Raw genomic sequence first — 26,202 nt, forward strand, 5'->3', positions numbered from 1 at the left:
CTGACTTTCATACCTAAAACACCGCAAATCATGCGGCGTTTTTTTGCTGTTTTTTATTTTAGTAGTTTAACGTACTAGTACTTTAATGTTTTAGTACTGGGGCAAAGACTCAGCCAAAATACTCTACTCAAATACGCTAATCAAAATCCGCTACTCAAAAAATCAGCCCCGCTAATTAATCAGCTCAAGCAGTTCATGGATAGTCTTCACCGGAATAATCTTAGCGCCAGAACCTTCCATTGATTTATGGTAATTACGAAATGGAATATAGATTTCTGTAAAGCCATGTTGAACCGCCTCTTTAACCCTTGGTACACCGCTATCAATGGGGCGAACGTCGCCGTTTAAACTGAGCTCCCCCATAATGCAGGTCGTTCGCGGGACAACAAAGTCATTCAAACTACTGAGTAAAGCCGTCACCAAAGCCAGATCAATACAGGTTTCTGACTCATCAATTTTAAGGCCACCTACCAAGTTAAAATAGGTATCGTGGAAAATTTTAGTCTTAGTATGTTTACGCAAGATCCCTGTCAGCATCTTAATGCGGTTCATATTCAAACCGACACAAACTCGCTGTGGAAACTCAGCTTCAGTTTCTGTCGTTAAGCACTGGATTTCAAGTAACAGATTTCGATTGCCTTTACGGATGCAGGTGATAGCAGCCCCTGGCGACTCGGTAGTTGAGCCTGAAAGAAAAATCTCACTTGGATTATCAACACTTATCATACCGCGCTCGGTCATTTTAAAAATACCGACGGTATCCACATCACCAAAACGGTTTTTATTCGCTCTCAGTGTGCGGATCTGTCCGTCGTTACACTCGATATGCGTTAAACAATCGACGATATGGATCAGTGTCTGTGGGCCGGCGGTTTCATTATTCTTATTGACGTGCGCGACTAAAAACATGGTCACGTTATTTTGCTTACAATACTGAGTTAGCGCTTGAGCGCTACTTTTAACCTGTGACGGTGAGCCTGGACTCCCGTTGGCTAAATCGGTAACCACTGCTTGAATTGAATCGATAACCGCAAACTTAATTTTTTTCTCTTCAAGCTCTGCAATAATGGCTTCAACGCTGGTTTCAGCCATTAAATATAAATTGTCTTCATTGCAATCTAACTTAAGACGATTAACACGGTTTTTAAACTGAGATAATGACTCTTCGGCAGTGCAGTAAAGTGACGGCATTAACTGCGACATACGCGAGACTAAATCCGACAAAATCGTGGTTTTACCGGCTCCCGGATCGCCAGAAATAATATTAACTGAGCCTGTGGTTAAACCGCCGCATAACACACGATCGAGCTCACCAATACCGGTCAGCATCTTCTGCGCTTCAAACTCTTCAATCTCTTTTAGCTTCTTTGAACCACCGCCAACAGAGCCCGCATAACCAGAGACGCTGCTACGCGCAGGCTTAGATGCAGAAATTTTAAGTTCACTAATGGTATTCCACTCCTGACAAGCGCTACACTGTCCTTGCCAACGAGGGAAATCTTGACCGCACTCATTACATACGTAAGCTGTTTTATTCTTTGCCATAACTCTTTTTAGATCGCATTTTTAGATCGTATAAAATCAGTAAAGTAACGCCAATATTGGCCGATACTTATTTAAGATAGCGGGAATAGAGAATATTCCCCTCAAATATTGGTCCATGAGCCTACCAGCCATTGGTCTTTTTAGCATCCCAAAAGAAGTGATTAATGACTTTAGATTTGCACAAAGCACTTGTTGAGCAGTTAAAACCCCTATTAATGGAACCGGAATTCTCAGAACTGTTCGAACAGCTTACTGTTGATGAAACCAATTCAACACGCTTTTTGCTCAAAATGGAGCTCAATAGACTCGCCTCCAGTTGTACTCGAAAAATCGACTTACGCAATAAAACTGAACTCGAATGTGAAATATTTAGTTTTGCACAGCAGCAGCACTACCTCGATGCGCCAGCGAAAGAAAGCTTTTTAGAAGCCCTCGCCCTTTATCGCGAACAGTACACCTTAGGAGTGTATGAGCAAGTCATTGATAGCCATAAACAACGAATTACTAAACAGCGACGATCGGGTCAAAATGAGCCCGTTGTAAATTCATCGCCGTTTGTCGCCGATGGTGTGGTATTAGGCAGCTACTTTGCCCGCAGTGAAGAGCGGATGAACTACAGCATGCGCATCAATGTGACTCAAGGCCACCTCAATCTTGATGGTATTACTGTCGATCTCTCTGTGGGCGGCGCACGCATCCGCCTGAAGGCAAAACATAGCCTACAAACCAATATGCCTATTCGGGTTAAGCTGCTTGAGCTAAGCGACGAGTACTATCATCAAGATCTGCAACAAGGCGTGGACTATCAAATTGTCGACGTAGAGCACAATCAAGAGTACAGCTGGCTTAGACTGAAACGGCTATCAGGCACAGATGCCTTAGCCGATATGCTAGAAAAGCTGATCCGAGGCTATAAGTTCCGTTACAAAGTCGATGTTAATGACGTATTAACGACCACTAAAGGGCTTGGCTTTGAGCGTCATTATCTACCGCACCTACCCCATCTGCCGTTATTTGTTGCAACGAAGGCAAACCCAGAGGCTAATCTCGACTCGCAATTGGTACTCAGCCATAAACTATTGAGCCGTGATAACCAGGCCATTAGCGAATATTTCAAAGATGAAGAGGACATTAGCCAACTAAGCAGCTTTCTCACGCCAGATAGACTAAAGCGCATTATAGATTCGGCTGATGATAACCAGCATAGCCAGTTCTTCTGCTTCACCTTCACTGTACAAGGCGCAAAATTCTTTTATTCAGCGAGCTTGGCAGAGCTTAATTCTCGTGGTCTGTTAGCGCTATTTTTAAGTTTTGCGGCGACTAAGCCTAGCTTTAAAATATTTAAAGTCAGCAAACAAACTATCGATCATCAACAATCTTATAAAGCCAGTATTTTACCCGGCGATGAAGGGCGCTACTCAGCGCTAACAGAAACGCAACTGAGTGCTTTTAGCCATGTATTACAGATCATTGATATGACGCCCAGTAAGGCGAGTGAATTATATCAGAGCTGGGCAAAAATCAACCAAGACACAGATAACCAAGCTAATGTTAATGAGTTAAAAATCTTTGGGCAAAAGAAAATATCTGCGCACACCATTAAACTTATCTCACTGCAATTTAGCGAACGACGTAATGAGTCACGCTTTGCCTTTAAAACCGCTGCACTGCTTAGCCAAGGCAAGCTGAATGTGGTGGCAAGTACCGATGACATTTCAAGCCGGGGTATGAAACTTAGCATCATAAAGCCTGTAAACTTCAATCTGGATGAGCCTATTTTAATCAGCTTTCCTAAGCTACAACCTCTGGCCGGCAAGATATCTTTAGCATCACTTCCTTATCGACTGATCCGTACTCGTAAAAACGGCATCACCTTGCACCTAGCAGCGCAAGTTGGCCATACACCTCATGTCGGCGTGGAGTTTTTAAACCGCTTGATTGAGCACAATCGGGACAAACTGCAAAAAATCACCGAAAATAACCAAAATGTGAAAGAGCTGGCCGATGGGATGAAAAATATCATCATGCGCAATCTGGTCTCTGTCCCCTTTTATCTTGAGCGCACGGTGAAGTCGGCTTATATCTCGACATTAGGGATAGGTAAACAGCAAAACCATATTGCTAACCTGTTTGCCTCTCAAAGCTACAATACACTCGCCTATGATTTAGCGCCGCTGCTAAATGACGGTAAATTAAGACGTGACTTTATTACGCCTATTCGCACGATGAAGCCTCAGCATGGTTTATCTCATTTTGAAGTCCTGGTGCAGATCTCACGTATGTCTCAAGGACAGATTAAAGTCCGCTGCATTAGCGATAGTGATATGCCTCAATACGCGCAGCAGCTTAGCTTTATTCAGCGCAGCCAACATCTAGGCGAGTTTTTAGCACTGCGAGTTTACCGCGGAGCCACGGGGAAACCCGACTTAAACTACATACGTCGCGAACTGGAATATATTGCGATTCACGCCCCTCACAAGGGCAAGAAACTCGAACAACAACTATGGAACATCATAGGCGTAGGCGAGCTTTTAGATATCACTCAAGAAGTGTTACTGCGGTTCCCAGAGCTGAGCGCTGAAAGTTAACCTCCAGTTTCATCTCAATCCAAATGTATCTTATTTCAGGTGCACCTTATTCCAAGTGCATCTTATTTCAGGTGCATTTGTTTAAGTGCACCCAATTCTAACCTTACGATATCAAGCTTTTAGGCTTAATCACTCGGTACATGTAACCCACAACCACAAGATTAATGACTAAAACTGCAGCGGTTAATAAACTGGGTTTAGTGAACATCTCGTAGGCCTCAAATGGTAGATAGATCCCGCCGCTAAGCAAGGCAAACCACTCTGTCCACACTAAACTGTGCCACAAGCCATAGGCTTCAATAAATCGCACAGCCCCATACAATAAAGCGCCGGCCATAACCAAACTAATATTACTTGCAGTCACCTTGCCCGCCTCGCTAATGGCCTCTTGTACTAAATGATTGGCAGGATTTAAGTGAGAGTGGCTGAGCAGCGCCTCAACAAAATGCTGAATATTGTCCCCGGCTAATGTATGCAGCCCAAATACAACCAGTACCGATAACAGGCCTTTTGAGGCTTCAAGTAGCGCGACAGCTTTTAGCCCCTTCTTTTTTGACGACATAGTGACTGCTCTTGATGACATAGTAACCTTTCTTGGTGACCTAATGACCCTAAGTACTGATGATGAATAAATGCCAGTTATTAAGGACTAGCGGTCATGGATAATAGAAAATTAGACTGTAATCTTACGCCATTTTAGTGCCTTTTGTGGCGGATGAATGATAATTCACTCACACCTCGCCAGTGCAGGTTAAAACCAACCTTTTATCACTCTATTCTTATAAAAATAGAACAATTAATCACTAATGATTAATTAATGATGAACTGAAGATGTATTTTTATTAATGAAGCTGAATAGTTAATTTGCGCCATTACATCCTGATGTATAGTGCTAACTCAGGCGAGTTGCGCATAAAGACTGGAGAAAACTCCACCCTTATCGTCCGCTAAAACGCCACACTAGTAATACACTTAAGTCACTTTTGAAAATCATTTTCGTCAGTCACTTTACAGAGTAATCTTAATGAACCACTCTAAGTAACCTACTCTAACGATTGCAATAATTGGCTGCCGCCTTGAGTACTTGGCCCATTTAGGAACACCGACAATGCTAGATTCATTTGTCTCAGTCATCACTGCCCTTTGGCAGCAAGACTTCGCTTTACTGCAAAGCCCTGGCAGTGCTGCCATGATATACCTCTGTATATTCACCTTAATTTGGCTAGAAAGCGCATTGCTTCCTGCAGCGCCTATGCCCTGTGACAGCGTAGTGATCCTGTCAGGCAGCTTGGCTGCTGCTGGCATTATTAGCCTGCCAATGGCGTTTGCCGCATTAGTTGTCGCTGGCGCAACGGGAAGCTGGGTCGCCTTCATTCAAGGTCGATGGCTACATAAACTACCAAAAATTCAACGCTGGATAGATGCCGTCCCAGAAAAGCGCATGAAAACGGTAGATAACTTGCTTAATAAGCATGGTTTATTAGCCCTATTTACCGCGCGCTTTATTCCTGTCGTTCGCCCTTTACTGCCGTTAATGATGGGGCTGCACATTAAAAAGGTGTCTCACTTTCATTACTTTGCATGGCTAAGCGCTGCAATTTGGAGTGCACTATTATTGGGCTTTGGCTACTCACTATCTTATCTACCTGAGAATATAGCGAGATTTGTAACTATGGCGCTCATTATCGCCCCTATGATTACCTTAGGCGTTGCAATCATCAGTCTATTAAGCAGCTTTTTAATTAAGAAAAGACGCGCTAAAAAGTCAGTAGTGACAGACGTGCTTCAAGAAAAAATCCACGAAAAGATCCAAGAAACGGTAATGGCAAAAAAATCATCTTTGTTGAAAAACCCGGTCGAATAACCCCGTTGCCCGATAAACTTTAACATAGGTGTGACAGAGTCCGCCTTCGCAGGAGGCAGATTGTTATTATTTGCCTTATAAGCAGCCAAAGCGCACTGATGTAAACAGCTCCCAAAAGGGAGCTGCTTGATATTTAAATACCAATCTAAGTACTAATCTAAGTACTAATCTAAGTACTAATCCTAAGTGCTAATCTAAGTACTAATCTAAGTACTAATCTAAGTACTAATCTAAGTACTAATCTAAGTAGCAATCTAAGTAGCAATCTAAGTACTAATCCTAAGTACTAATCTAAGTAGCAATCTAAGTAGCAATCTAAGTAGCAATCTAAGTAGCAATCTAAGTAGCAATCTAAGTAGCAATCTAAGTATTGACCTAATTACCAATCTAAGTGTTGTTGTAATGGTCAAATGTGTGACATGAAGCGTAATAATCCAAACTCACTCTTCTAACCCCAATGCTCCACCCCCTATGCCCCGCGATGGCTCCAAATACTCCTTCAACCGCCTTTAAAAGTACTCTTTCAACTTTTATTATTCATCTTTTCTTATGCACCCTTCCTTATTCAAAGCTTCTTGTTCAATCGTCCTTGTTAAAGTCCACTTTCAGTGAGGCCAGCCATTCTTATTTAAGATCAGCTATCCGTTTTGTCAGAGCCAAGCTAGAAGATAAAAGCTAGCCTTCAGGTGTTAGGTTTTGGCTGTTGTTTTTTGGTTATCGATGACAGGGGCTAAATTAAAAAGCCCAAACGAATGTTTGGGCTTGTGCGATTCAATTGGCCTAAGCAAATTGAAGGACAATTAACGACTTTGAGTTAGCTGATATAACTCTGGCCAGCGTAAACCACAAAGTGTCTCAGTGCTAATACGCCTAGAATGGTGCTGCACGATACCGTGATCAAGAAGCCTTTAGTATGTCGCCAAGCCTTAGGTGCTAATGTACTCGCAAGAACGGGGACCACAAGACCTAAGCCCACTACGCCAAGCCAGAACACACTCGCCCAAGTACCTGTTGTAATTGCTGCTGTTGCCGCTTGCGCCGCTGGGCCTGAAAAGTTAAGCCCGACAAACAGCAGTACCAAACAAAGTGCTTCGTTAAAGGCCACTGGGTACTCGATACGGTGCACCTGCTCGATACAATCTGATTCTTTCTTACTAAAGAACAAGGTCGCCACCAAAATGTTACCCGCAGAGCCCACTGATAAGGCGGATGCTAAAAACAGCGCAGGCAATACCGCCGTGTTTAAAATAGGGTAGCTAATCAAGGCTGAAAGTAAGAAACCGGTATAAACCCCAACACCTAGACCTAGGGCGAAAATCAGCTTATTAATGCTATTTTCCAACTGGCGACAAACTTTTAATGTTCCTGCAAGCCAAGGTGCGTAATGCAGCACTTGTTTTTCAAACACTATTGCTGCAAAAACAAACACTAACGGAATATAAACCAGCAGTGCTATCACCCCCCATGCCATCACTGACGTCAGGTTGTAGTTAAGCAGGATGTGATAAAACTCAAACGGTTTAGTCAGATCCAGTACCAGCAGCGCCATACCTAAACTGATCGCCACTGGGCCAATGACCGCTGCCGCCTTAATCACAGGTAAACCTTCGGTTGGTTGACCACGACTTTGCTTGTACCATTTAAGTCCAATGGCTACCAGCATAGAGCCAGCTGACAAACCCGCCATGAATAAGTACACCGCGATAATCCAGTTCCACACTACCGGATCGTATTGTTCCATCGAACCCCAGATATTGTTCATGCTTTGATCCCTCCTTTACGGCTAGGAATGCGGTAGACCCGCGGTTCAGTGCCTAGGTTTACCTTTTGTTGGTAGTGCGGTTTGGTGTCTAACACTTTACGCACTTCAGAGTTCATGTCATTGGCATCACCAAAGGTTAATGCTTGAGTTGGACAAACGGTGACACATGCAGGCTCTTCACCGCGGGCTAAACGTGTCTCTTTACAGAAATCACACTTATCTGGCACCCGAGTTTCTGGGTTAATAAAGCGAACCTTATAAGGGCAAGCCGCAACACAATATAGACAACCAACACACTTGCCTTCATTGATGGAAACAATGCCATCATCATTCACATAGGCCGCGCCCGTTGGGCAAACTTTAACGCAAGGTGCATTTTCACACTGCTCGCAAGACACACGATTATATTTAAAATGTAAGTGTGGGAAGTTACCGTACGGCCCCTCGATTCTGACCTGAATTCGAGTCACCGACTCAGGCACATTGTTTTCACTGCGGCAAGCCACGTTGCATGCTTGGCAGCCAATGCACTTGTTTTCATCGTGCACGAGAACATAACGCTTAGTCATAATTAACTCCGATTAAATCTTGGCAATCTTGACACCGGTAGTATGCAGATTCATACCTGTTACCGGAGACGTCACATGAGGAAGTAAGTTACCGCAATGCACACCTTTACCGGTTGCACGGGCAAGCTCTTTATTCTTTGAGCCGCAGCCCATATAAGCAAATACGGTGTCTGGGCGAATACCTGGTGTCACGAGGGCATGACCTTCTTCGCTACCTGTATCGTTATAGATCCGAATCTTGTCGCCACTTGAAATATTCAACAGACCCGCTGTGATCGGATGGATCCACACCGCATTGTCAGACATTAAATTTGCCAGCATGGGTACGTTTTGCGTACCCGCATTGGTATGTACAGCCACTTTGCCTTGAATAAAGAACAACTCGTCGGCTTTTTTCATGGTCACTTCGCGGTAGCGAATAACTCCGCGGCCCGGCGCCATCTTCTCCACTTTATCTGAGCTAAGCTCAATCTTGCCCGACGGCGTTTTAAAGCTTAACTGGCTGGCATATGTGCCATCAGCATCAACGGCTTTTGCATTGGGGTACGCAGCAACAAAGTCTCTGACCATGCCACGCTCACGCAGCATTAGTGGCTTACCGAAGCTAACAAAACCTTCATCTTTAATTTTTCTGAGTAAATTCACATCACGCTGTACTTGGAACAGCTGCAATGTTTCCATATTTTCCCATGGGAAGAACTGACCTTGACCTAACGCTGTCGCAAGCTCTTTCCAGATAAGCCAGCTAGGTTTAGTGTCACCAATGGTTTCAACCACACGCTGACGCACGTAGTAAGCAGGGTTCTTACTCGACTTATCGGCGATCTCTTCGTCACGCTCAAGGTAGGTTGATTCGGGTAAGAAAATGTCGGCGTAAGCGGCAGACTCGCTGATATAGATATCGCAGGCCACGATAAAGTCGAGCTTTTGCATTGTTTCAACAATACGGGCTCTGTCTGTCATGGTTTGCATTGGGTTAGTACGGCTCATTACCCACGCACGTAACTGGTATGGAACCGCATCTAGAGTAGAATCGAGAATCGTCTGGTAAATACCACCCGATGACCAGGTTAATGCATACTGTTCATCGACCATATCAATGCGCTTAGCATCAATTTTTGGCATACCATCAACACCTGGTTTCGCTAACGTCGGTGCGACTTTATCACCAGCAAACTTGTTATAACTAGATGCTTTCTTACCAAAGTAAAGACCGCCTTTACGCTCGATATTACCCACTAATACGTTAGCGGCATAAAGTGCCCGGCGCATCTCAAACTCTTCTGTTGTAAACGATGAACGGTGACCAAAATCGACTAACGCATGTGGCGCAGCGGCTGCGTATTCGTGAGTAATGCGGCGAATATCTTCAGCTGGCACATCACTAACAGATTCTGCCCACTCAGGTGTATAAGCCTTAACTTCTTTGGCAAACTCGTCAAAACCTGACACATATTGCGCCACGAAGGCTTTGTCGTATAAGTCATCTGCGATTAGGGTATGACAAATTGCCAGTGCAACCGCAACGTCAGTGCCCGGCTTAATCGCATACCACTCATCGGCTTTATCAGCCACAATCGAGAAGCGCGGTTCAAATACCACCAGCTTAGCGCCCTTTTCCATTTGTGCATTCATCATGCCTCTGGTCTCAGACATGTTAATGCCTTCGTAAAGGTTATGACCAAAGTTGATGATGTACTTAGAGTTGCTTAAATCGCGCTTGATTTTGCCGCCAAACATCGCTTTAGCCGCAATCACATAACTGCCCGGACAGGTAGACGCGTGAGTAAAGGTATTTGGGCTGCCAAAGGCTTTGGCTAGGTGAAACAGATGGCCTGATAGAGAGCCTGATTTTGATGAGAAGGCTACGGTTTCAGCGCCGTGCTCAGTTTTAATCTTATTGAGGTTTTTTGCAATGATACTGTAGGCTTCATCCCACTCAATCTCTTGCCAATTACCTTCTCCGCGCTCACCAACACGCTTAAGCGGCTTAACAATACGTTGCTTATCATAAAGTTGGCTGTGACCTGCACCACCACGGGCGCACACAGCTCCGCCAAATGATTTAGCGTTCTTATTACCAAGAATTGATACGTTCTTGCCATTTACGACTCGGGCAGAGATTGGACAGCGGGTTGAGCACATTTCACAAATACTTGCGATAGACTCTGCACTACCTTGCAGCTCAGAATGTCCAAGGGCAGCCAAAGAGCCTGGAAGCGATGCTAATGCGCAAGTCGCTGTGCCGGCTCCGGCCCCTTTAATGAAGGTTCGCCGATCTAGTTTCATGTTAAATCTCCCAATGACAATGATCCTTAGGAGAGCGATGAATTAAGCCCTGTGTTAATCGCTATTTGCAATCAACTCATTCCTAAGGTTTTCCTCATTGTTATTGAGCCTGCAGAGATTGAATATTGTGGTAAACCACATACCGACTATGTGGTGCTGGTGTTTGTGAGGCAATTCACAGTTCAATTTTACGCCAACACAGCGACTAAAAACTGTAAATTGTGGTAAACCACATACCGTAAAAAAGTTTACCTTTTTGCTGGTTACAACGTGTTTTTGATACAAAATGTGCGGCTCGCTTATATAAAGCCAAAGACCGCACATTGCTACTATTAGATAGGATTAACTGCTTATTTAACGTTTAAATAGTAACTGCCTGTTCACTGCCACGCTTTTTCAGGTGCACTCTTGCTACGCAGCCAGATTGTTCATCACAGCGATTAGCCAACACAAAATGCCCGTCATGCTCCTTAATCACCTCTCTGCAAATGGCTAAACCAAGCCCTAATCCATCCACTTTGGTGGTGTAGAAGGTTGCCATTAAGGTATCGGCTTCTAATGCTAAGCCAGGACCATTATCAAGGATGGAGATATTGACTTGAGACTCTTTAAAGTCGAGTTCTATGCTAATTTGTCCTGTGCGGGCATTATCAGAATCGGCTATCGCGTCTAAGCTGTTTTTTATTAAGTTAATCAACACTTGTAAAAGCCCAACTCGGTCAGCGGTAATAAAAAAGGGTTCGCCTTTAATTTGGGTAGCAACCTGGATCTCTCGCCTTGCAAGCTCAAGTCTCAATAGTGAGGCGCTCTCCTCCACTAAGGTGAGAATATTAACATCCTCCATCACCGCCTCGCGGCGCTTAAGTAACCCACGTATACGATGTACTACTTCCCCCGCGCGAGTCGATTGCTTATGGATTTTCTCTAACAGTTCAATACAAGCATCGACATCTGCTTGCTGCCGTCCCTGCAACCGCATAATACCGCCTTCGCTATAACTGGTAATGGCTGCAATAGGCTGATTAATCTCATGGGCAAGCCCTGCACCAATCTCACCAATAATCGATGCACTTTGCAGTCTTTCGAGGGCAATAGCTTGCTGCTTTAACTGGCGCTCAGATTCTATCAATGAGCTACTTTTTTGATGGAAACGATATTCAATCCACAGATGATATAGGGTTGCGATAATAAAAATTAAAACAGATAAAATGCCCCAATGACGGTTTTCTTCTAACCACTTTTTAACGGCATCCCAGCGGCTGCTATCCGGTGATTTTACGTGCAACTCTTTAAATAATTTAATCACCGCTAACTGGCTAATCGGCGAGGTCCACCCCTTTAGGTTCGCCTGAATTGCCGCGGGGTCATTGGCACTTAAATCCAGTAACGCTTGCGTGATCTCCTTACTGAGTTCAGTGCTGACACCTTCTGTCGCTGCAAACGACCAATTGGGATAAAGGTTAGTGCTGCATTGACACTCGATCCCCTCTGGGCGGCTAGGGTTCAACACTCGAAAGCTAGCCCGGTTAATCAAGCCACGTTCAACCATATCCTCTAAGGTACATAAAGGCGTAATCGCCGCATCGACATTGCCGTCTCGAACTTGATATAACAGCGGATCAAGAGGAAAGCCTAAAAACTTGGTTTGACCAAAATAAGTGTCTGGGTTCATCCCCAACTGATGCATTAAACCGACAGTGGCTTGATAGCCGCCCAGTGCGTGGGGGTCGCTAGCGGCGACAATCTTGCCCTTTAAGTCATATAAAGTGCGATAGTCGCTGTCTGCCTTGACGATAATTGCCGAGCCAATCGCCGAGGTGCTGCCGTTATGTCGCTTTGAGCGCATCGTTGCTAGCCATGACAAAGGGTATTGATTAGAGAGATACAGGTATTGGCCAGGGTTGGTAATAATAAACTGGATTTGCCCCAGTTCCATCGCTAAATTGAGTGCTTCAAAGTTACCTGGGTATACATGAAACTCAGCCTGAGGCACCTGTTCATTGAGGTACTCCATCATAGGTTTCCAGCGCTCAATTGCTTGCTGGTGCCCCCAATTTGAAAGCACGCCAACATAAAGCTGCTGAGGCTTAGACCAAGTGGCAGATGAGAAAAGCAGTACAAATAGACAGAACAAAATCTTAGGCAATTTCATTTCCTTAGGCTCCACTGACAAACTTATTCCCCTACCGAACATCTCCCGACATTAGTTAAAGAGATTGTTATCTAGCGGAAAATAAAAGCACGTTAATCGAATAGAGGAATTGTGTTGATTAGCGATAGCTTACGCTAGGTCCACTTTTTTGCTGCGTGATGCAATTCATGCTTTATGAAAAATAGTTCGCTAAAAACTGGGAACTGGGATATCTATCATTTATCCCCGTATAAATATGAGAAGACACTGTGCAACAGCAAATCCACGGCCCGGTCTATTTAGTTGACGATGACGAAGCAATTGTTGATTCCATCAGCTTTTTAATGGATGGCTACGGCTATAAGCTAAGCTGCTTTAGTAGTGGCGTGCGCTTTCTTGCAGAGATTGATTTAAGCCAGGCTGGCTGCGTGATCTTAGATGCCAGAATGCCAGGACTTACCGGCCCACAAGTGCAGCAACTGCTCACACAAGCTAAAAGCCCTTTATCTGTCATATTCTTAACGGGTCACGGCGATGTGCCTATGGCTGTGGATGCCTTTAAAAATGGGGCTTTCGACTTTTTCCAAAAACCGGTTCAAGGTCATTTATTGTCACAATCTATCGCTAAAGGCTTAGCGTACAGCGTCCGCCAACATTGGAAGTTAACCCATCAAGCCTTGATTGACACATTAACTGAACGAGAGGCGCAAATTTTTGATTTAGTCATTGCCGGTAATACCAATAAGCAGATGGCAAATGAACTCTGTGTGGCGCTAAGAACGATTGAGGTGCACCGCTCAAAACTGATGAGTAAACTCGGGGTCAGTAATCTAGCCGAGTTAGTCAAACTCGCGCCACTACTCTCCTCACAAAGTGACTAGAGCCGTTGACGTTGCGGCCATATCACAGCTCAAACTAACCGCTAGCTAACAGCAAACAGCAAACAGCAAACAGCAAACAGCAAACAGCAAACAGCAAACAGCAAAATCGTTAGCCGTTAAAGCTGTGGTACCAGTCTTTGATCCGAGGAAAGTGATCTGCGACAGCATCTTTGTGAGTTAACATGCCGCCGTGGTCATAATCATGTTTAAACCCCTGCTTCTTCGATAACAAGGTGTAGTCGACCTGCTTGATATGACATTCTTTTATCATTCGCTGCACATCACTTGGGTTACCTAATACCTTATCGCCCTTACCAGCGATAAACCAAGACTTAGGCCAGTTGGCCTGCTTGGCAGCACTGGCGTAATCAAAACCATCATCATTATCTATCCAATGCCCGCCAACCCACTCGATAGTTTGCCTTAATGATGCTCGAGACTCATTGTCCATCCCTATCTTAAGTTTGTCAGCTGGGAGGTAACCACTGCGCCAAGCAATCAAGGGCGCAAGTTTATTCCACACCAGATTAACCGTAAGCCATTTCTGTAATGACTTAACTTGTATGCGGCGCTTACTGCCAAAGGTCACCAGTGACGCTACAGATTGCTGTAAATGATCATAGCGAGCGATAGCACTCGCCATCAATACTCCCCCCCATGAATGGGCGCACCAATGTACGGTTTTAACATTTGGGTGAAGTGATAAAATATATTGCTGAATAAGAGGTAACTGCTCTCTAATGACCTCCCCCTGCCCCCCAGTAAAACCACGAGCCAGTTTAGGCTCACTGAGCCCCCGACCTTGTGTGTCGAGTACATAAACCACCACGCCAGAATCTGCTAAGTAGCAACCAAGCCCCTTACCTGAATCGCTATAAAACACTCGGCCATTAGACATTGCGCCATGTAACATTAACACTGGCGGCTTATTCATATCAGCTTGAACTGGCACTATCTGCCTAAGATGAAGGTGACCATGCTTATAGGGTACATAAAAGGATTTTTGTTGGATATTCAACGGCAAGTACTCATCTTTTTTTAGATAAGCTACTGAAGTCATAACACAAAGACAAGAGTAAACACTCTAATTAAATGGTCGTAAACAGGTTTAATTCGTCATTAAAACAGCTTTGAAGATGTATCAACTAAATGAATCAAGATGATAGCTGTGTTTTAAAACAAAAGCTCATAACGGAATAGTCATGAGCTTTTTAGTTAAACCGGCCTATGTAACAGCAAAAGGTTGCAGCAAGAGAGTACAACATGCGTGTTCAGGCAAGAGTCGCAACAACACCGAAGAGATCACTTAAGCTGAAACAGATAAGGCAGCGTCTTTAAATCTAACTTATTAATCTTTGCATCTGCCACCTGAGCTAGCTTAGGCTTAGCATGATAGGCGATACCAAAGTCTGCAGCATGGATCATCGGAATATCATTGGCACCATCACCAATAGCGACTTTTTGCCCAGCCTCTATTTGCCATTGCTGTGCACAGTTAAGCACGGTATCGGCCTTAAACTGCGCATCGACAACTTGACCCGATACACTACCAAGCAACCTCCCCTTAGCAATATCTAGCTCATTGGCAAAAGCGGCATCGAGTGCCAACAGCTGCTTAAGGTGGTTAACAAATGGAGTAAAGCCTCCAGATGCGACCACCGTACGCCAACCATGACTTTTCAGCTCAGCAATCATCTCTTTAAGTCCAGGCATGAGTGGTAACCGGTCACACAAGGCTTCGATAATTTGCGCATCGGCATCGTTAAGTTTCGCCACTCGCGCCCTGAGGCTTTGCTCAAAATCAAGCTCGCCTTGCATAGCAAGCTCTGTCACTTCTGCAACTTCGGCGCCCACTCCAGCCATAACAGCCAGTTCATCGATGCACTCAATCTCTATCGCTGTGGAGTCCATATCCATCACCAGCAAGCCTGGTTGATTAATAACAGGAGCATTGGCAAATAACTCGAATAACTCAACACCAGATAGCGCATTGCAAGCAGCCTGTTGCGCTACAGTGAGTGAAGGTTCAAGACAAACCTCAATACAGGTCAAGTCGCAGTCTCTCTTGATTATTGCAAGGCTTAAATCAACACTTAATGAAGTCAGCCAGTTCTCAACAGCAATCAACTGCGCTTGCCATGCTTTATCTACCGCTTTTTGCGCTGAAAAAAATACCACTCGATAGCGTGAAAAGCTTAACGGGTACTCAGCTTCATTATGGCGAGAAAATCTTTGTTTCCCAGCAATTAAAGACGTGCTACTTTCGGTGTTTAACCAAGCAAAAACAGTAGATTGACTCGCATTTTTCATTAGTTATGACTCTCCAACTATCGAGTACAGACATAATCAATTATGATTAAGTGAGTACACAACAAATTAAGGGTTTCAGTGTTCTATTTAAAAGGCCTAAAAAAGAGCCATCGAATAAGTCGATTATTGCAGATCATGGTTGCTATCGCATTATTCATCGGTCTCGATCAGTTGTGGGAAACTAGCCTACTACAAGGGCAGCAGCTTCTAAAGTCCCAAACAGAAAAGATGGCAAGATTACTGGTGCAGCAAACCGCTTATGGCGCTGCACCGGCATTACAGTTAGAAAATGACGAGCAGCTGCAATGGCTTGCTCAAGCGCTTGTTTTAGATCCTAAAGTCATGTCTGCCAGCATCTTTAGTGAAGATGGAGTGAGACTCTCCTTTGCCCAAAGCGTTATCGATGAGGACTTAGAGCCAGAATCAACAGAGCTAACCAATGCATTAGCACAATACCCGCCTTATGTTGAGGCTGTCTCTCAAGATGGTAAAAACTTGGGTTATGTTGAGGTGCGCCTAGAACCTAGGTATTTCTTCAATGAAATAAAAGAGGCTCACCAAATCAACATGGAGCAGCAACAGATGATGCTGCTTATTGCTGGTTTGATTGGTATGTTGCTATCTCGTGCCCTGTCGTTTAAACGTGCCGATTTTGATAGACGTAAAGCCAGAGTCAAACTCAGGCAAATACTCACAAAGAAAAATGAAAAAGCCGCCGCGAAGGCTGCCAAGAAACAAGCTGCGGAAGATAAAAAGCGCGCAAAAAGCACTGAGACAACTGAAGTCACTTCCAGTATCGAGCCTAAGACCAGTGAAGCTAACTTAATAGAAATCAGTTCATCTACATCTGAGCAAGTAGGGAGTGGAAATGGCAATGAAACCGAAGTCGTAAAACACACGCCTAAAACAGAAACAGTAAAACCAAGCAATGCTAATGCTCAAATCGAATCTGAGCCAAAGCGGCGCCCTGGATTTGAGTCGGAATTTGAGTCAGAATCAAGCTCAAAGTCACAATTAGCGCCAAAGCTAACGTTAGAGCCTGAGCCTTCAGCAACGTCAGCAACGTCAGCAACGTCAGCAACGTCAGCAACGTCAGCAACAATGCTAAAGCCAGTCTCGACACCAGTCCCAAAAAAGGCAGCTGCGACTAATACCAGCCAGTTAAAAAAGCAAAGTGCTGCAGAGGAAACCCCTGCGGTGAAACCTAGATCCAAGCCAAAGACGAAGGTAAAACCTAAGGCTAAGGCAGAATCTAAGACTGCAGAAAAGCCTAAAGCGCCTGCAAAACCAAAGACTAAAGCTGAGCCAGTAACAGAGGCCGAAGCTAAGCCAAAACCAAAGCCGAAGAGTGAGTAACAATAACTCTAGCGCTTTTTAAAAGCACCGGTACTTGCCTGTAGACTGAAAACAAAAACGGACGCATAAGCGTCCGTTTTTCACACTACAGTCAACGACTGCGAAGTTTAGCGATTACAGAGTAATAGCAGCTTCTAGTGTCATTTCGATCATTTCGTTGAAGGTTGATTGACGCTCATCAGAAGAGGTCTTTTCACCTGTACGGATATGATCAGATACAGTAACAACACACAAGGCTTTAGCACCGAACTCTTTCGCTACGCCGTATAGACCAGCAGCTTCCATTTCGACACCAAGAACGTCCATCTTTTCCATCACGTCAAACATTTCTGGATCTGGCGTGTAGAATAGGTCTGCTGAGAAAACGTTACCAACGCGGTACTTAGTACCTTTTGCATCAGCAGCTTTAACAACAGCAGCTAGTAGGCTGTAATCACAAATAGCTGCGAAATCTTGGCCTTTGAAACGTAAACGGTTAACTTGTGAGTCAGTACAAGCACCCATACCGATAATCACGTCACGTACTTTAACGTCAGTGCTGATCGCGCCACAAGTGCCAACGCGGATTAGGTTCTTAACGCCGTAGTCTTTAATCAATTCAGTTGCGTAGATTGAGCAAGAAGGAATACCCATGCCTGAGCCCATAACTGAAATACGAACGCCTTTGTAAGTACCAGTAAAGCCTAGCATGTTACGTACGTCAGTCACTTGCTCAACGTTTTCTAGAAACGTTTCAGCAATGTACTTAGCGCGTAATGGATCGCCTGGAAATAACACTGTATCGCCAAATGCACCGTCTACTGCATTAATGTGTGGTGTAGCCATCAGAATAACCCCTATTTATATTTTTAGACCGTCGTAATCAACTTAAGTCTTGTTTACTAGCGGCCCAATCTGAGCCGCCAAATTTAAATTCCGTAACCGTTTATAAGCGAATAAATGATTCGCCATATTCCATTGGTTCGAGCTTAAAGTAGCTGGCAATGGATTGCCCCATATCAGCAAAGCTGTTTCGCAGCCCTAATGAACCAGGCTCAAGGCCTGCACCATAGGCTAAAACTGGTACACGTTCGCGAGTATGATCACTGCCTGGCCAAGTTGGATCACAACCGTGATCTGCCGTTAGCAGCAAGAAATCATCTTCATCGAGTAACGCTAAAATCTCAGGTAAGCGAGAGTCAAAATACTCAAGGCTACGTGCGTAACCCGCTACGTCGCGACGATGACCATAATGCGAATCAAAGTCTACGAAGTTAGTAAATACAATAGTATTTTCACCCGCTTGTTTAACTTGCTCTAATGTCGCATCAAACAAGGCTTCAAGACCTGTCGCTTTAACTTTTTTGGTAATACCGCAATGTGCATAAATATCAGCAATCTTACCTACGCTGACCACTTCGCCACCGGCTGCTTTAAGTTTATCAAGCACTGTGGGTGCAGGTGGCTCAACCGCGTAATCGCGGCGATTACCTGTGCGCTCGAAATCACTTGCGCAAGTTCCCACAAATGGACGCGCAATAACACGACCGATGTTGTAATCGCTAAGCTCTTCACGGGCAATGATACAAAGCTCATAAAGCTTCTCAAGACCAAAGCTCTCTTCGTGACATGCAATCTGGAAAACAGAGTCAGCCGATGTATAGAAAATTGGCTTGCCGGTGCGCATATGCTCTTCGCCAAGCTCTTCTAAAATTATCGTACCTGAAGAGTGGCAGTTACCAAGAAACTCAGTTAGACCGGCTCTTGCAAGGATTCTATCAGTTAGCTCTTTTGGAAAAGAGTTCTGCTTATCGCCAAAGTAACCCCATTCATAAAGAACAGGTACGCCAGCCATTTCCCAGTGCCCACTTGGTGTATCTTTACCAGAACTTAACTCGTCAGCATGGCCATATGCCCCAATGATCTCTACATCATCACCAAAGCCAGCAGGAAACTCACCGGTGCTCTCTTTTGATGCATGACCAAGACCTAGTCGAGCTAGGTTAGGCAGTTTTAATGGGCCTTCACGACCATCATTTGCCTTACCTTCAGCACACGCTTTAGCGATATTGCCAAATGTGTTTGAACCCACATCACCAAAGGCATGCGCGTCGTGCGCTTCACCTATGCCGAATGAATCTAGCATCATGATTATAGTACGTTTCATAAACTGTGCTCCGTTACAGATCTGACTCGCGGATATAACGATAAATTTCCGGAGTTTTGTCTGGTTTGGTATCGCCAATATGAATCGCTTTTTTCACTGCAGCTTGTGCTTCAGCAAAGGCGTCTTCAGATTGAGCATGAATAAATGCAATAGGCTTATCAGCGTTAATCTCATCACCTAGTGCGCAAACTTTAGAAAGTCCGACGCTGTAATCGAGAGTATCCCCAGGTTTACGGCGACCACCGCCCAAGGTAACGACTGCAAGTCCAAGTTCTCGGGTATCCATTGCCGATGCAAAACCGGCTTTGTCTGCATACACTGGACGAATAATTTGAGAATCAGGTAGGTACTTGCTGTAGTTCTCAACAAAATCTGCTGGACCGCCTAAACCTGACACCATGCGACCAAAGATCTCTGCCGCTTTACCGTTATCCAGTACTGCGTTGAGTTTTACGCGCGCTTCAGCCTCAGTACTGGCGATCCCGCCTAGCACTAACATCTCAGCACATAGACCCATGGTCACTTCATACAGACGCGGGTTACGGTAAGCACCCGTCATAAAGTCGACCGCTTCTTTCACCTCTACAGCGTTACCGGCACATGAAGCCAGTACTTGGTTCATATCAGTTAGCAATGCAGTTGTCTTAGTGCCCGCTCCGTTTGCGACAGCGGTAATACTGCGTGCGAGCTCTTCAGAGGCTTCATAAGTCGGCATAAATGCGCCAGTACCGACTTTGACGTCCATCGCCAAAGCATCAAGACCTGCGGCAAGCTTTTTAGAAAGAATAGAAGCTGTGATTAAAGAGATAGACTCTACGGTCGCGGTATTATCACGAATAGAATAGAAACGCTTGTCAGCTGGAACGAGATCGCCTGTTTGACCAATAATGGCCACACCTGCTTCTTTTACAACTTTGCGGAACAGCGCACTATCAGGTTCGGTATTATAGCCAGGAATGGCATCGAATTTATCGAGCGTACCGCCTGTATGGCCTAGACCCCGGCCAGAAATCATCGGCACATAACCACCACAAGCAGCAGCCATTGGGCCTAACATCAAACTAATGACATCTCCCACACCACCGGTTGAGTGCTTATCAATAATTGGACCATTAAGGTCGAGCGATTTCCAGTCTAGTACTGTGCCAGAATCGCGCATCGCCGTAGTAAGCGCAATTCGTTCATCCATGTTCATGTCGTTGAAATAGACCGCCATGCCTAGGGCTGCGATCTGACCTTCTGAAACAGTATTGTTGGTGATACCGTTGACGAAGAATTGGATCTCTTCAGTCGAAAGAACTTCAGCATTACGTTTTTTACGAATAATTTCTTGAGCTAAAAACATGTACTACCTCCAAGAGTGTAACTGAGTTCCTAATAAATAGTGCTTTCAGTTAGCATTCCGCTAAAGGGAATCAAAAGTCGTAATATTGTTACATACTAACGAACTTTTGATACACCTAATTAGATTTAGATCACACTTAACAACAAGCTTAATCAGTAAAGATTAGTAACCTTGTGCACCTTGTGGTGCGTCACCTAGCTCGAGTGTATGAAGAAGGTTAGTCAACAGGCTTGAAGCGCCGAAACGGAATGTCGCAGGCGTCGCCCAGTCATCACCTAGAAGACGAGCCGCAACACCTAAAAACTCTGCAGCAGCTGCAGCATCTTTTACGCCGCCAGCTGGCTTAAAGCCAACTTTAGGGTTCTTTTCGCTGATCACTGTCATCATGATCTCAGCGGCTTCCAGTGTTGCGTTAACAGCAACTTTACCAGTAGATGTCTTGATAAAGTCAGCACCCGCATCGATTGATAGCTCAGATGCTTTACGGATAAGAGCTGGATCGGCTAATACGCCAGACTCGATGATAACTTTTAGAATTGCATCTTCACCACAAGCTTCTTTACAGGCTTTAACTAGCTCGAAACCGACCGTTTCGTTGCCAGCCATTAGTGCGCGGTATGGGAATACGACGTCAACTTCGTCTGCGCCGTAGGCAACTGCTGCGCGAGTCTCTAGTACTGCGATAGCGATATCGTCGTTACCGTGTGGGAAGTTAGTCACTGTTGCGATCTTGATATCGTCGCCATCAATTTCATTTAGGGTTTTACGCGCAATAGGAATAAAGCGAGGGTAAATACAGATAGCGGCAGTGTCGCCAGCAGGCGTCTTAGCTTTATGACAAAGGTCGATGACTTTTTGATCGGTATCGTCGTCATTAAGCGTTGTAAGGTCCATTAAACTAATGGCTTGTTGTGCTGCTTTTTTTAAGTCGCTCATAATAGCTCTCCGAGAAAGATTCAAATAATTAATTTAAAACAGAAAATTATCGCACGGCGATGCCTTGAACTGGCTTATTTTGATTATTGTTATGGGCCGGGCCTTCGGGCATTACCGAATTACATGTTAAGCATCATTTAACGCTTAACATCAAAATACTATTCAGGTATCCAACGTTGTAAACTCAATTGAGCGCAACCATCCTGACACTAGTGTCACGACTTGAATCCATGAAGACCGGGAAGGGAAATTGAAACTGCTTATTTCAGCCTTTCCGCGAAAAATCCATTTTAGCGCGTAGTAAAACTTTTAACTTTTATTATGACACCTCTCTTATACAACTTATTGTGTGAGAGAAGGACTTAATGCTTACCTAAACAAACTGACTTACCAGTGCCCATTAATAAGAGCTTAATAAATATAGCTGATGCTTAAGTAAAAATTAAGGCGTTTTTATTACCGTCTGCTGATTCTGTTACCCGATGTAGAAATAAAAATTAAAGATGTAGTTTGCGGTTGGTAGAAGTTAATTAGAGCCGCGAAATTCGCGGCTCTAACATATACTGAACCTGTTTTAAGCTTAGCTTAGAACTTGTAAGTAGCTGTGAAGTAGTGTGCGAAACCAGTTGATTCTAGACCTGTAGCACCATCATCTGTTAGCAAATAAACGTCGTTATAAGCTTTTAGACCATAACCAAGGGCGTAGTTATCTGAGTGCCAGTGTAGACCGAAATATGCAGCGCCACCACTTGAAGCTTTACCTTCACGAACAACACCTTCGATATCAGGGAAGTAAACTTTATCAGCACCAAATTGGTAATCAACATAACCCTGGAAAGAAATAAACGAACCATTATCGAAGTTCATTACAGGCTTGAACCAGTTCATAGAGAATTGGTAACCGTTCCACTCTTTAGCATTTAGGTCATAAAGGCCGTAGATATTCATGCCAGTTTTACCTAACCATGGAACCATAACATCAGCACCTAGACCCCAGAATGTGTTGTTAATACCTTCACCAACTGTACCATCCCAGTTGAATAGAGTAGAAACATACAGCTCTTGGATTGGGCCTACAGAAAGATCCATGCCAGTCATTGCATCGATAGAGAAACGTGGAGCAAACTTCATGAATAACTTGCTCGCGCCTTTACCTGCACCTTTGTCACCGTAGTCACGGTTAGTTACGTTGAACACGTCAACATAACCGTATAGGTCAACGATGCCAGCGCGGCCGCCGAATTCCATCTCTAGGTAATCGTGTCCACCGTCTGTAGAGCCATCACGTGGAAGCTCGTTTACAGCGTACATTGCGTTGAACTGCATCCAGCTGTAATCGCCAGCGCGTAGATCGGTGCGGTCAGCAGCGAAAGTAGGTGCAGTAAAAGTAGCGGCAACAGCAGTAGCAGCTAGTGCTAAAGTTTTAACGTTTTTCATCATCAACCCCATTTTTATTTATGGTTTGCTGCGCTTCTTTATTGAAGAGTCAGCGTTTCTTTTTTATGGCGCGCATTCTACTTTATTTACGTCAAACATCAACATGATTAATGTAAAAATGCGAACACTAAGTTTTAACATTCGAACAACTTTGTGATTTTAAGGCCGAATATGCTGCCTAATCACTATTATTGTCTTATTTAAGTCGAAATAATCCCTAACCCTAGTTATTGATCATTTCAAAGAACACTTAGTTTGGAAAACGATTGATTTAATATAGCGCTAGCCAAAAGGTGGATAGCGCTTAGACTGGGCAATGAATGCCCAGTCTAATAGAGGCTTACAACGCTAAGAATAAACCAGCGAGTGTTGCGCTCATTAAGTTAGCTAGAGAACCTGCGATAACCGCACGGATACCAAGCTTAGCTAGGTCATGACGACGAGTCGGAGCCATAGAACCTAGACCACCAAGTAGAATCGCAATTGAAGATAGGTTAGCGAAACCACATAGAGCGAAAGAGATAATCGCTTTAGTACGGTCAGACATTGCTACACCAGTCTCAGCAACAACCATACCGCCATCAGCAAGATCTTTTAGGTATGGAGCAAAGTTTAGGTAAGCAACAAATTCGTTAATGACAATCTTCTGACCGATGAAAGAACCAGCAACAAGTGCTTCGTTCCAAGGTACACCGATAAGGAATGCTAGAGGCATGAAGATATAACCTAAAATTAATTCTAGTGTTAAGCCTTCCATACCGAACCATCCACCGATGCCACCGATAATGCCGTTAACCATAGCAATCAAGCCAACGAATGCTAAAAGCATTGCACCAACGTTAAGTGCTAAATGCATACCAGATGAAGCACCTGCAGCCGCAGCGTCAAGAACGTTAGCTGGCTTATCAGGATCTTCTGGTAAATCGCTCATGTCGTTCTTTGCTTCTTCTGTTTCAGGGTGCATCAGCTTAGCCATTAATAGACCAGCAGGTGCTGCCATGAACGAAGCCGCAACTAGATACTCAATAGGTACACCCATCTGCGCGTAACCAGCCATTACTGAACCCGCAATAGATGCAAGACCACCCACCATTACGGCGAATAGTTCAGAGTTAGTCATAGTCGCGATAAACGGACGAACAACAAGTGGAGCTTCAGTTTGACCAACGAAGATGTTAGCAGTCGCAGACATAGACTCTGTACGACTTGTGCCCAATGCTTTTTGTAGCGCACCACCGATAATACGGATGATCCACTGCATAACGCCTAAGTAGTAAAGAACTGCGATTAAAGAAGAGAAGAAAACGATGATTGGTAGTACGTTAATGGCAAAAATAAAGCCAACTTTAAAGTTAGCTAAATCACCAAATAAGAAACCAATACCGCTTTGAGCGTATCCAATAACACTAGATACTGCATCTGACATTCCTTGCAAAATGTCTTTACCAACTGGAACGTACAAAACAAAACCACCGAAAGCGGCTTGAATTGCTAACGCACCAAAAACGGTACGCTTATTAACTGCTTTTCTATTGTTTGATAACCCGAAAGCTATCGCTAGTAAGGTGACCACCCCTACTAAACTCATTAAAATATCCATTAACCATCACCCTATTGTTAATACTTTTTAATTATGTTGTTAACCAACCTTTTTTTACGACTCCGATTATACCCGACCACGTCGGTAAAAGCGTCGTATTGATCAAGTTTTTGAGGTTTTATTTCAATGATTTCGTTGGAATTTCCGGTGCGCGGAACATCTGTTTGAACAGAAAAAAATTAAAGGTCAAAGAGTTGCGTGACATTGAAAAACATCTGTTCGGAAATAAGAACGGCTGATTTATTTTGTAAATTTGCTATTTTTTTGATTATTTCAGGCAAAATTAGCGGGGTATTACGATTCGTTTGACTGCGTTTAGGGGCCATAGCAGGTGAATCGGTTTCTAAAACGAATGATTCTAGCGGTAACTTTGCTACTGTTTGTTGCAGCTTAGGTGCATTATCATTGAGCAACAAACCCCCAATGCCTAGCTTGTAACCTAAATTAACATATTGCATTGCTAGTTCGGGGCCACCATAGAAACCATGAATGACGCCCGCTTTCACTAAGCTCTCGCTTCTAAGGCACTTAATCACTTCTTCATGTGCTCTTACCGCATGCATAATGAGAGGCAACTCAAATTCTTTTGCTAAGCTGATTTGAGCTTTAAACACCATCATTTGTGTTGCGAAATTACTTTTATGTAACTTATCTAGGCCACATTCACCGATTGCAACTAATCTAGGGTCATCTCTATAGTAAGTAAGTAAAGCACGTAACTTTTCAATGTCATTATCTGTTGTACTTTCGCAATACCAAGGATGGATCCCTAAACTAAAAAAACAGTTATATTGCTTAGCCACTTCGATTTGCCGTCCCCATCGCTCAGGAGAGACACCAGGGATAACAACCGTCTTAATACCTGCAGCTTGCATATCATCAAATAGCGAGCCCCTATCGCAATCAAACTCTGGAAAGTCGATATGGGCATGACTATCAATAATAGGCTGTACGTAAACACCCGCATTAGTCATCGCTTGAGCTCGCTTACGTTATCTGCTGACTGCTGATAAACGCCATGAAGCTGTTGCTTATCATGTTCAGTTTTAGACTCTGACTGCACTGTGGATAATTGAGCTGGAGTTAACTGCGCTGGGGGTAATGGTACTTGTTTTAAAGGTTTCCCATTGACCACTACTTTTGCTTCTACTTTAGCTGAACCGCAACTTTTTGAGACCGGCTTTGTTGTTCGCGGAAGCTCTGGTTCTGATAGCAGTGGTGCACAACAACGGCGATTTTCAAGCGTTAAGCCCATCCGATCACACCATTGAATGTATTTATGCCATAACCGTCTTATATATCGCATACACCCTCCTCAAAACGCTGATAGAGTCAATCACAAGCTGATAACTATTACATAATTAGTATACATAGCATAAGAGCCACTGAGCTTAAAAACAAAACCCCAAGCTAGGCTTGGGGTTAAAAATAACAGCTTAATAT

The 26,202-nt window shown here is 44.1% G+C and carries 20 protein-coding genes; 4 read left to right on the forward strand and 16 right to left on the reverse strand.

Features of this window, described 5'->3' with window-relative positions; genetic code table 11:
* Nucleotides 1-171 precede the first annotated feature (171 nt).
* The gene (gene radA / locus ACVBJC_RS06640) at nt 172-1,545 is read right to left on the reverse strand and encodes a DNA repair protein RadA (protein ID WP_447160092.1); all 1,374 of its coding nucleotides are present in this window, start codon (nt 1,543-1,545) and stop codon (nt 172-174) included.
* A gap of 164 nt (nt 1,546-1,709) precedes the next feature.
* Here radA and ACVBJC_RS06645 point away from each other — a divergent pair, with 164 nt between their 5' ends.
* Nucleotides 1,710-4,133 carry a PilZ domain-containing protein gene (locus ACVBJC_RS06645; protein ID WP_447160093.1) on the forward strand — a complete coding sequence of 808 codons (2,424 nt, stop codon included), beginning with the start codon at nt 1,710-1,712 and terminating at the stop codon, nt 4,131-4,133.
* Between the two features lie 103 nt (nt 4,134-4,236).
* Here ACVBJC_RS06645 and ACVBJC_RS06650 read toward each other — a convergent pair whose 3' ends face one another.
* Complete coding sequence (locus tag ACVBJC_RS06650; protein ID WP_447160094.1) at nt 4,237-4,695, reverse strand: DUF2127 domain-containing protein; 459 nt, start codon at nt 4,693-4,695, stop codon at nt 4,237-4,239.
* A gap of 546 nt (nt 4,696-5,241) precedes the next feature.
* On the opposite strand from ACVBJC_RS06650, the gene ACVBJC_RS06655 reads away from it, so the two are divergent.
* Nucleotides 5,242-5,997: a DedA family protein gene (locus ACVBJC_RS06655; RefSeq protein WP_447160095.1), complete on the forward strand. Its 756-nt coding sequence runs from the start codon at nt 5,242-5,244 to the stop codon at nt 5,995-5,997.
* Nucleotides 5,998-6,811: 814 nt separating this feature from the next.
* Here the strand turns inward: ACVBJC_RS06655 and nrfD are convergent.
* From nrfD to ACVBJC_RS06675, 4 genes are all read right to left on the reverse strand, one after another.
* Nucleotides 6,812-7,759 (reverse strand): NrfD/PsrC family molybdoenzyme membrane anchor subunit, encoded by a 948-nt coding sequence (nrfD, locus tag ACVBJC_RS06660; protein WP_447160096.1) that lies wholly within the window; start codon nt 7,757-7,759, stop codon nt 6,812-6,814.
* Nucleotides 7,756-8,328, reverse strand: coding sequence for a 4Fe-4S dicluster domain-containing protein (locus tag ACVBJC_RS06665; RefSeq protein WP_447160097.1), 573 nt, complete (start codon nt 8,326-8,328; stop codon nt 7,756-7,758). Before ACVBJC_RS06665 ends, nrfD begins: the two co-directional genes overlap by 4 nt.
* A gap of 12 nt (nt 8,329-8,340) precedes the next feature.
* Entirely contained in the window at nt 8,341-10,617 is a 2,277-nt protein-coding gene (gene phsA, locus ACVBJC_RS06670; RefSeq protein ID WP_447160098.1) for a thiosulfate reductase PhsA, read from the reverse strand.
* Between the two features lie 361 nt (nt 10,618-10,978).
* Nucleotides 10,979-12,769 (reverse strand): sensor histidine kinase, encoded by a 1,791-nt coding sequence (locus ACVBJC_RS06675; RefSeq protein ID WP_447160099.1) that lies wholly within the window; start codon nt 12,767-12,769, stop codon nt 10,979-10,981.
* Nucleotides 12,770-13,017: 248 nt separating this feature from the next.
* On the opposite strand from ACVBJC_RS06675, the gene ACVBJC_RS06680 reads away from it, so the two are divergent.
* Nucleotides 13,018-13,629, forward strand: coding sequence for a response regulator transcription factor (locus tag ACVBJC_RS06680; RefSeq protein WP_447160100.1), 612 nt, complete (start codon nt 13,018-13,020; stop codon nt 13,627-13,629).
* A gap of 109 nt (nt 13,630-13,738) precedes the next feature.
* Here ACVBJC_RS06680 and ACVBJC_RS06685 read toward each other — a convergent pair whose 3' ends face one another.
* Together ACVBJC_RS06685 and serB are read right to left on the reverse strand one after the other, a co-directional pair.
* Nucleotides 13,739-14,647, reverse strand: a complete 909-nt coding sequence (locus ACVBJC_RS06685) for an alpha/beta fold hydrolase (RefSeq protein WP_447160195.1) — start codon at nt 14,645-14,647, stop codon at nt 13,739-13,741.
* A 284-nt stretch (nt 14,648-14,931) separates the two neighbouring features.
* A complete protein-coding gene (gene serB / locus ACVBJC_RS06690) occupies nt 14,932-15,939 on the reverse strand; it encodes a phosphoserine phosphatase SerB (RefSeq protein WP_447160101.1) in 1,008 nt (335 codons plus the stop codon).
* A 78-nt stretch (nt 15,940-16,017) separates the two neighbouring features.
* Here serB and ACVBJC_RS06695 point away from each other — a divergent pair, with 78 nt between their 5' ends.
* Nucleotides 16,018-17,295 (forward strand): AhpA/YtjB family protein, encoded by a 1,278-nt coding sequence (locus ACVBJC_RS06695; RefSeq protein WP_447160102.1) that lies wholly within the window; start codon nt 16,018-16,020, stop codon nt 17,293-17,295.
* A gap of 114 nt (nt 17,296-17,409) precedes the next feature.
* Here ACVBJC_RS06695 and deoD read toward each other — a convergent pair whose 3' ends face one another.
* The 8 genes from deoD to ACVBJC_RS06735 form a co-directional block, all read right to left on the reverse strand.
* Entirely contained in the window at nt 17,410-18,120 is a 711-nt protein-coding gene (gene deoD / locus ACVBJC_RS06700; RefSeq protein ID WP_447160103.1) for a purine-nucleoside phosphorylase, read from the reverse strand.
* A gap of 100 nt (nt 18,121-18,220) precedes the next feature.
* Nucleotides 18,221-19,441, reverse strand: a complete 1,221-nt coding sequence (locus ACVBJC_RS06705; RefSeq protein ID WP_447160104.1) for a phosphopentomutase — start codon at nt 19,439-19,441, stop codon at nt 18,221-18,223.
* A gap of 13 nt (nt 19,442-19,454) precedes the next feature.
* Nucleotides 19,455-20,786, reverse strand: a complete 1,332-nt coding sequence (gene deoA / locus ACVBJC_RS06710) for a thymidine phosphorylase (protein ID WP_447160105.1) — start codon at nt 20,784-20,786, stop codon at nt 19,455-19,457.
* A gap of 162 nt (nt 20,787-20,948) precedes the next feature.
* Entirely contained in the window at nt 20,949-21,722 is a 774-nt protein-coding gene (gene deoC, locus ACVBJC_RS06715; RefSeq protein ID WP_447160106.1) for a deoxyribose-phosphate aldolase, read from the reverse strand.
* A gap of 585 nt (nt 21,723-22,307) precedes the next feature.
* A complete protein-coding gene (locus tag ACVBJC_RS06720; RefSeq protein WP_447160107.1) occupies nt 22,308-23,159 on the reverse strand; it encodes a nucleoside-specific channel-forming Tsx family protein in 852 nt (283 codons plus the stop codon).
* A 340-nt stretch (nt 23,160-23,499) separates the two neighbouring features.
* Nucleotides 23,500-24,759 (reverse strand): NupC/NupG family nucleoside CNT transporter, encoded by a 1,260-nt coding sequence (locus tag ACVBJC_RS06725; protein WP_447160108.1) that lies wholly within the window; start codon nt 24,757-24,759, stop codon nt 23,500-23,502.
* A gap of 179 nt (nt 24,760-24,938) precedes the next feature.
* A complete protein-coding gene (locus ACVBJC_RS06730) occupies nt 24,939-25,733 on the reverse strand; it encodes a TatD family hydrolase (protein WP_447160109.1) in 795 nt (264 codons plus the stop codon).
* Complete coding sequence (locus ACVBJC_RS06735) at nt 25,730-26,065, reverse strand: hypothetical protein (protein WP_447160110.1); 336 nt, start codon at nt 26,063-26,065, stop codon at nt 25,730-25,732. The genes ACVBJC_RS06730 and ACVBJC_RS06735 overlap by 4 nt, the downstream gene beginning before the upstream one ends.
* Between the last annotated feature and the right edge of the window lie 137 nt (nt 26,066-26,202).

The sequence above is a fragment of the Shewanella sp. 0m-6 genome (genome assembly GCF_052977325.1).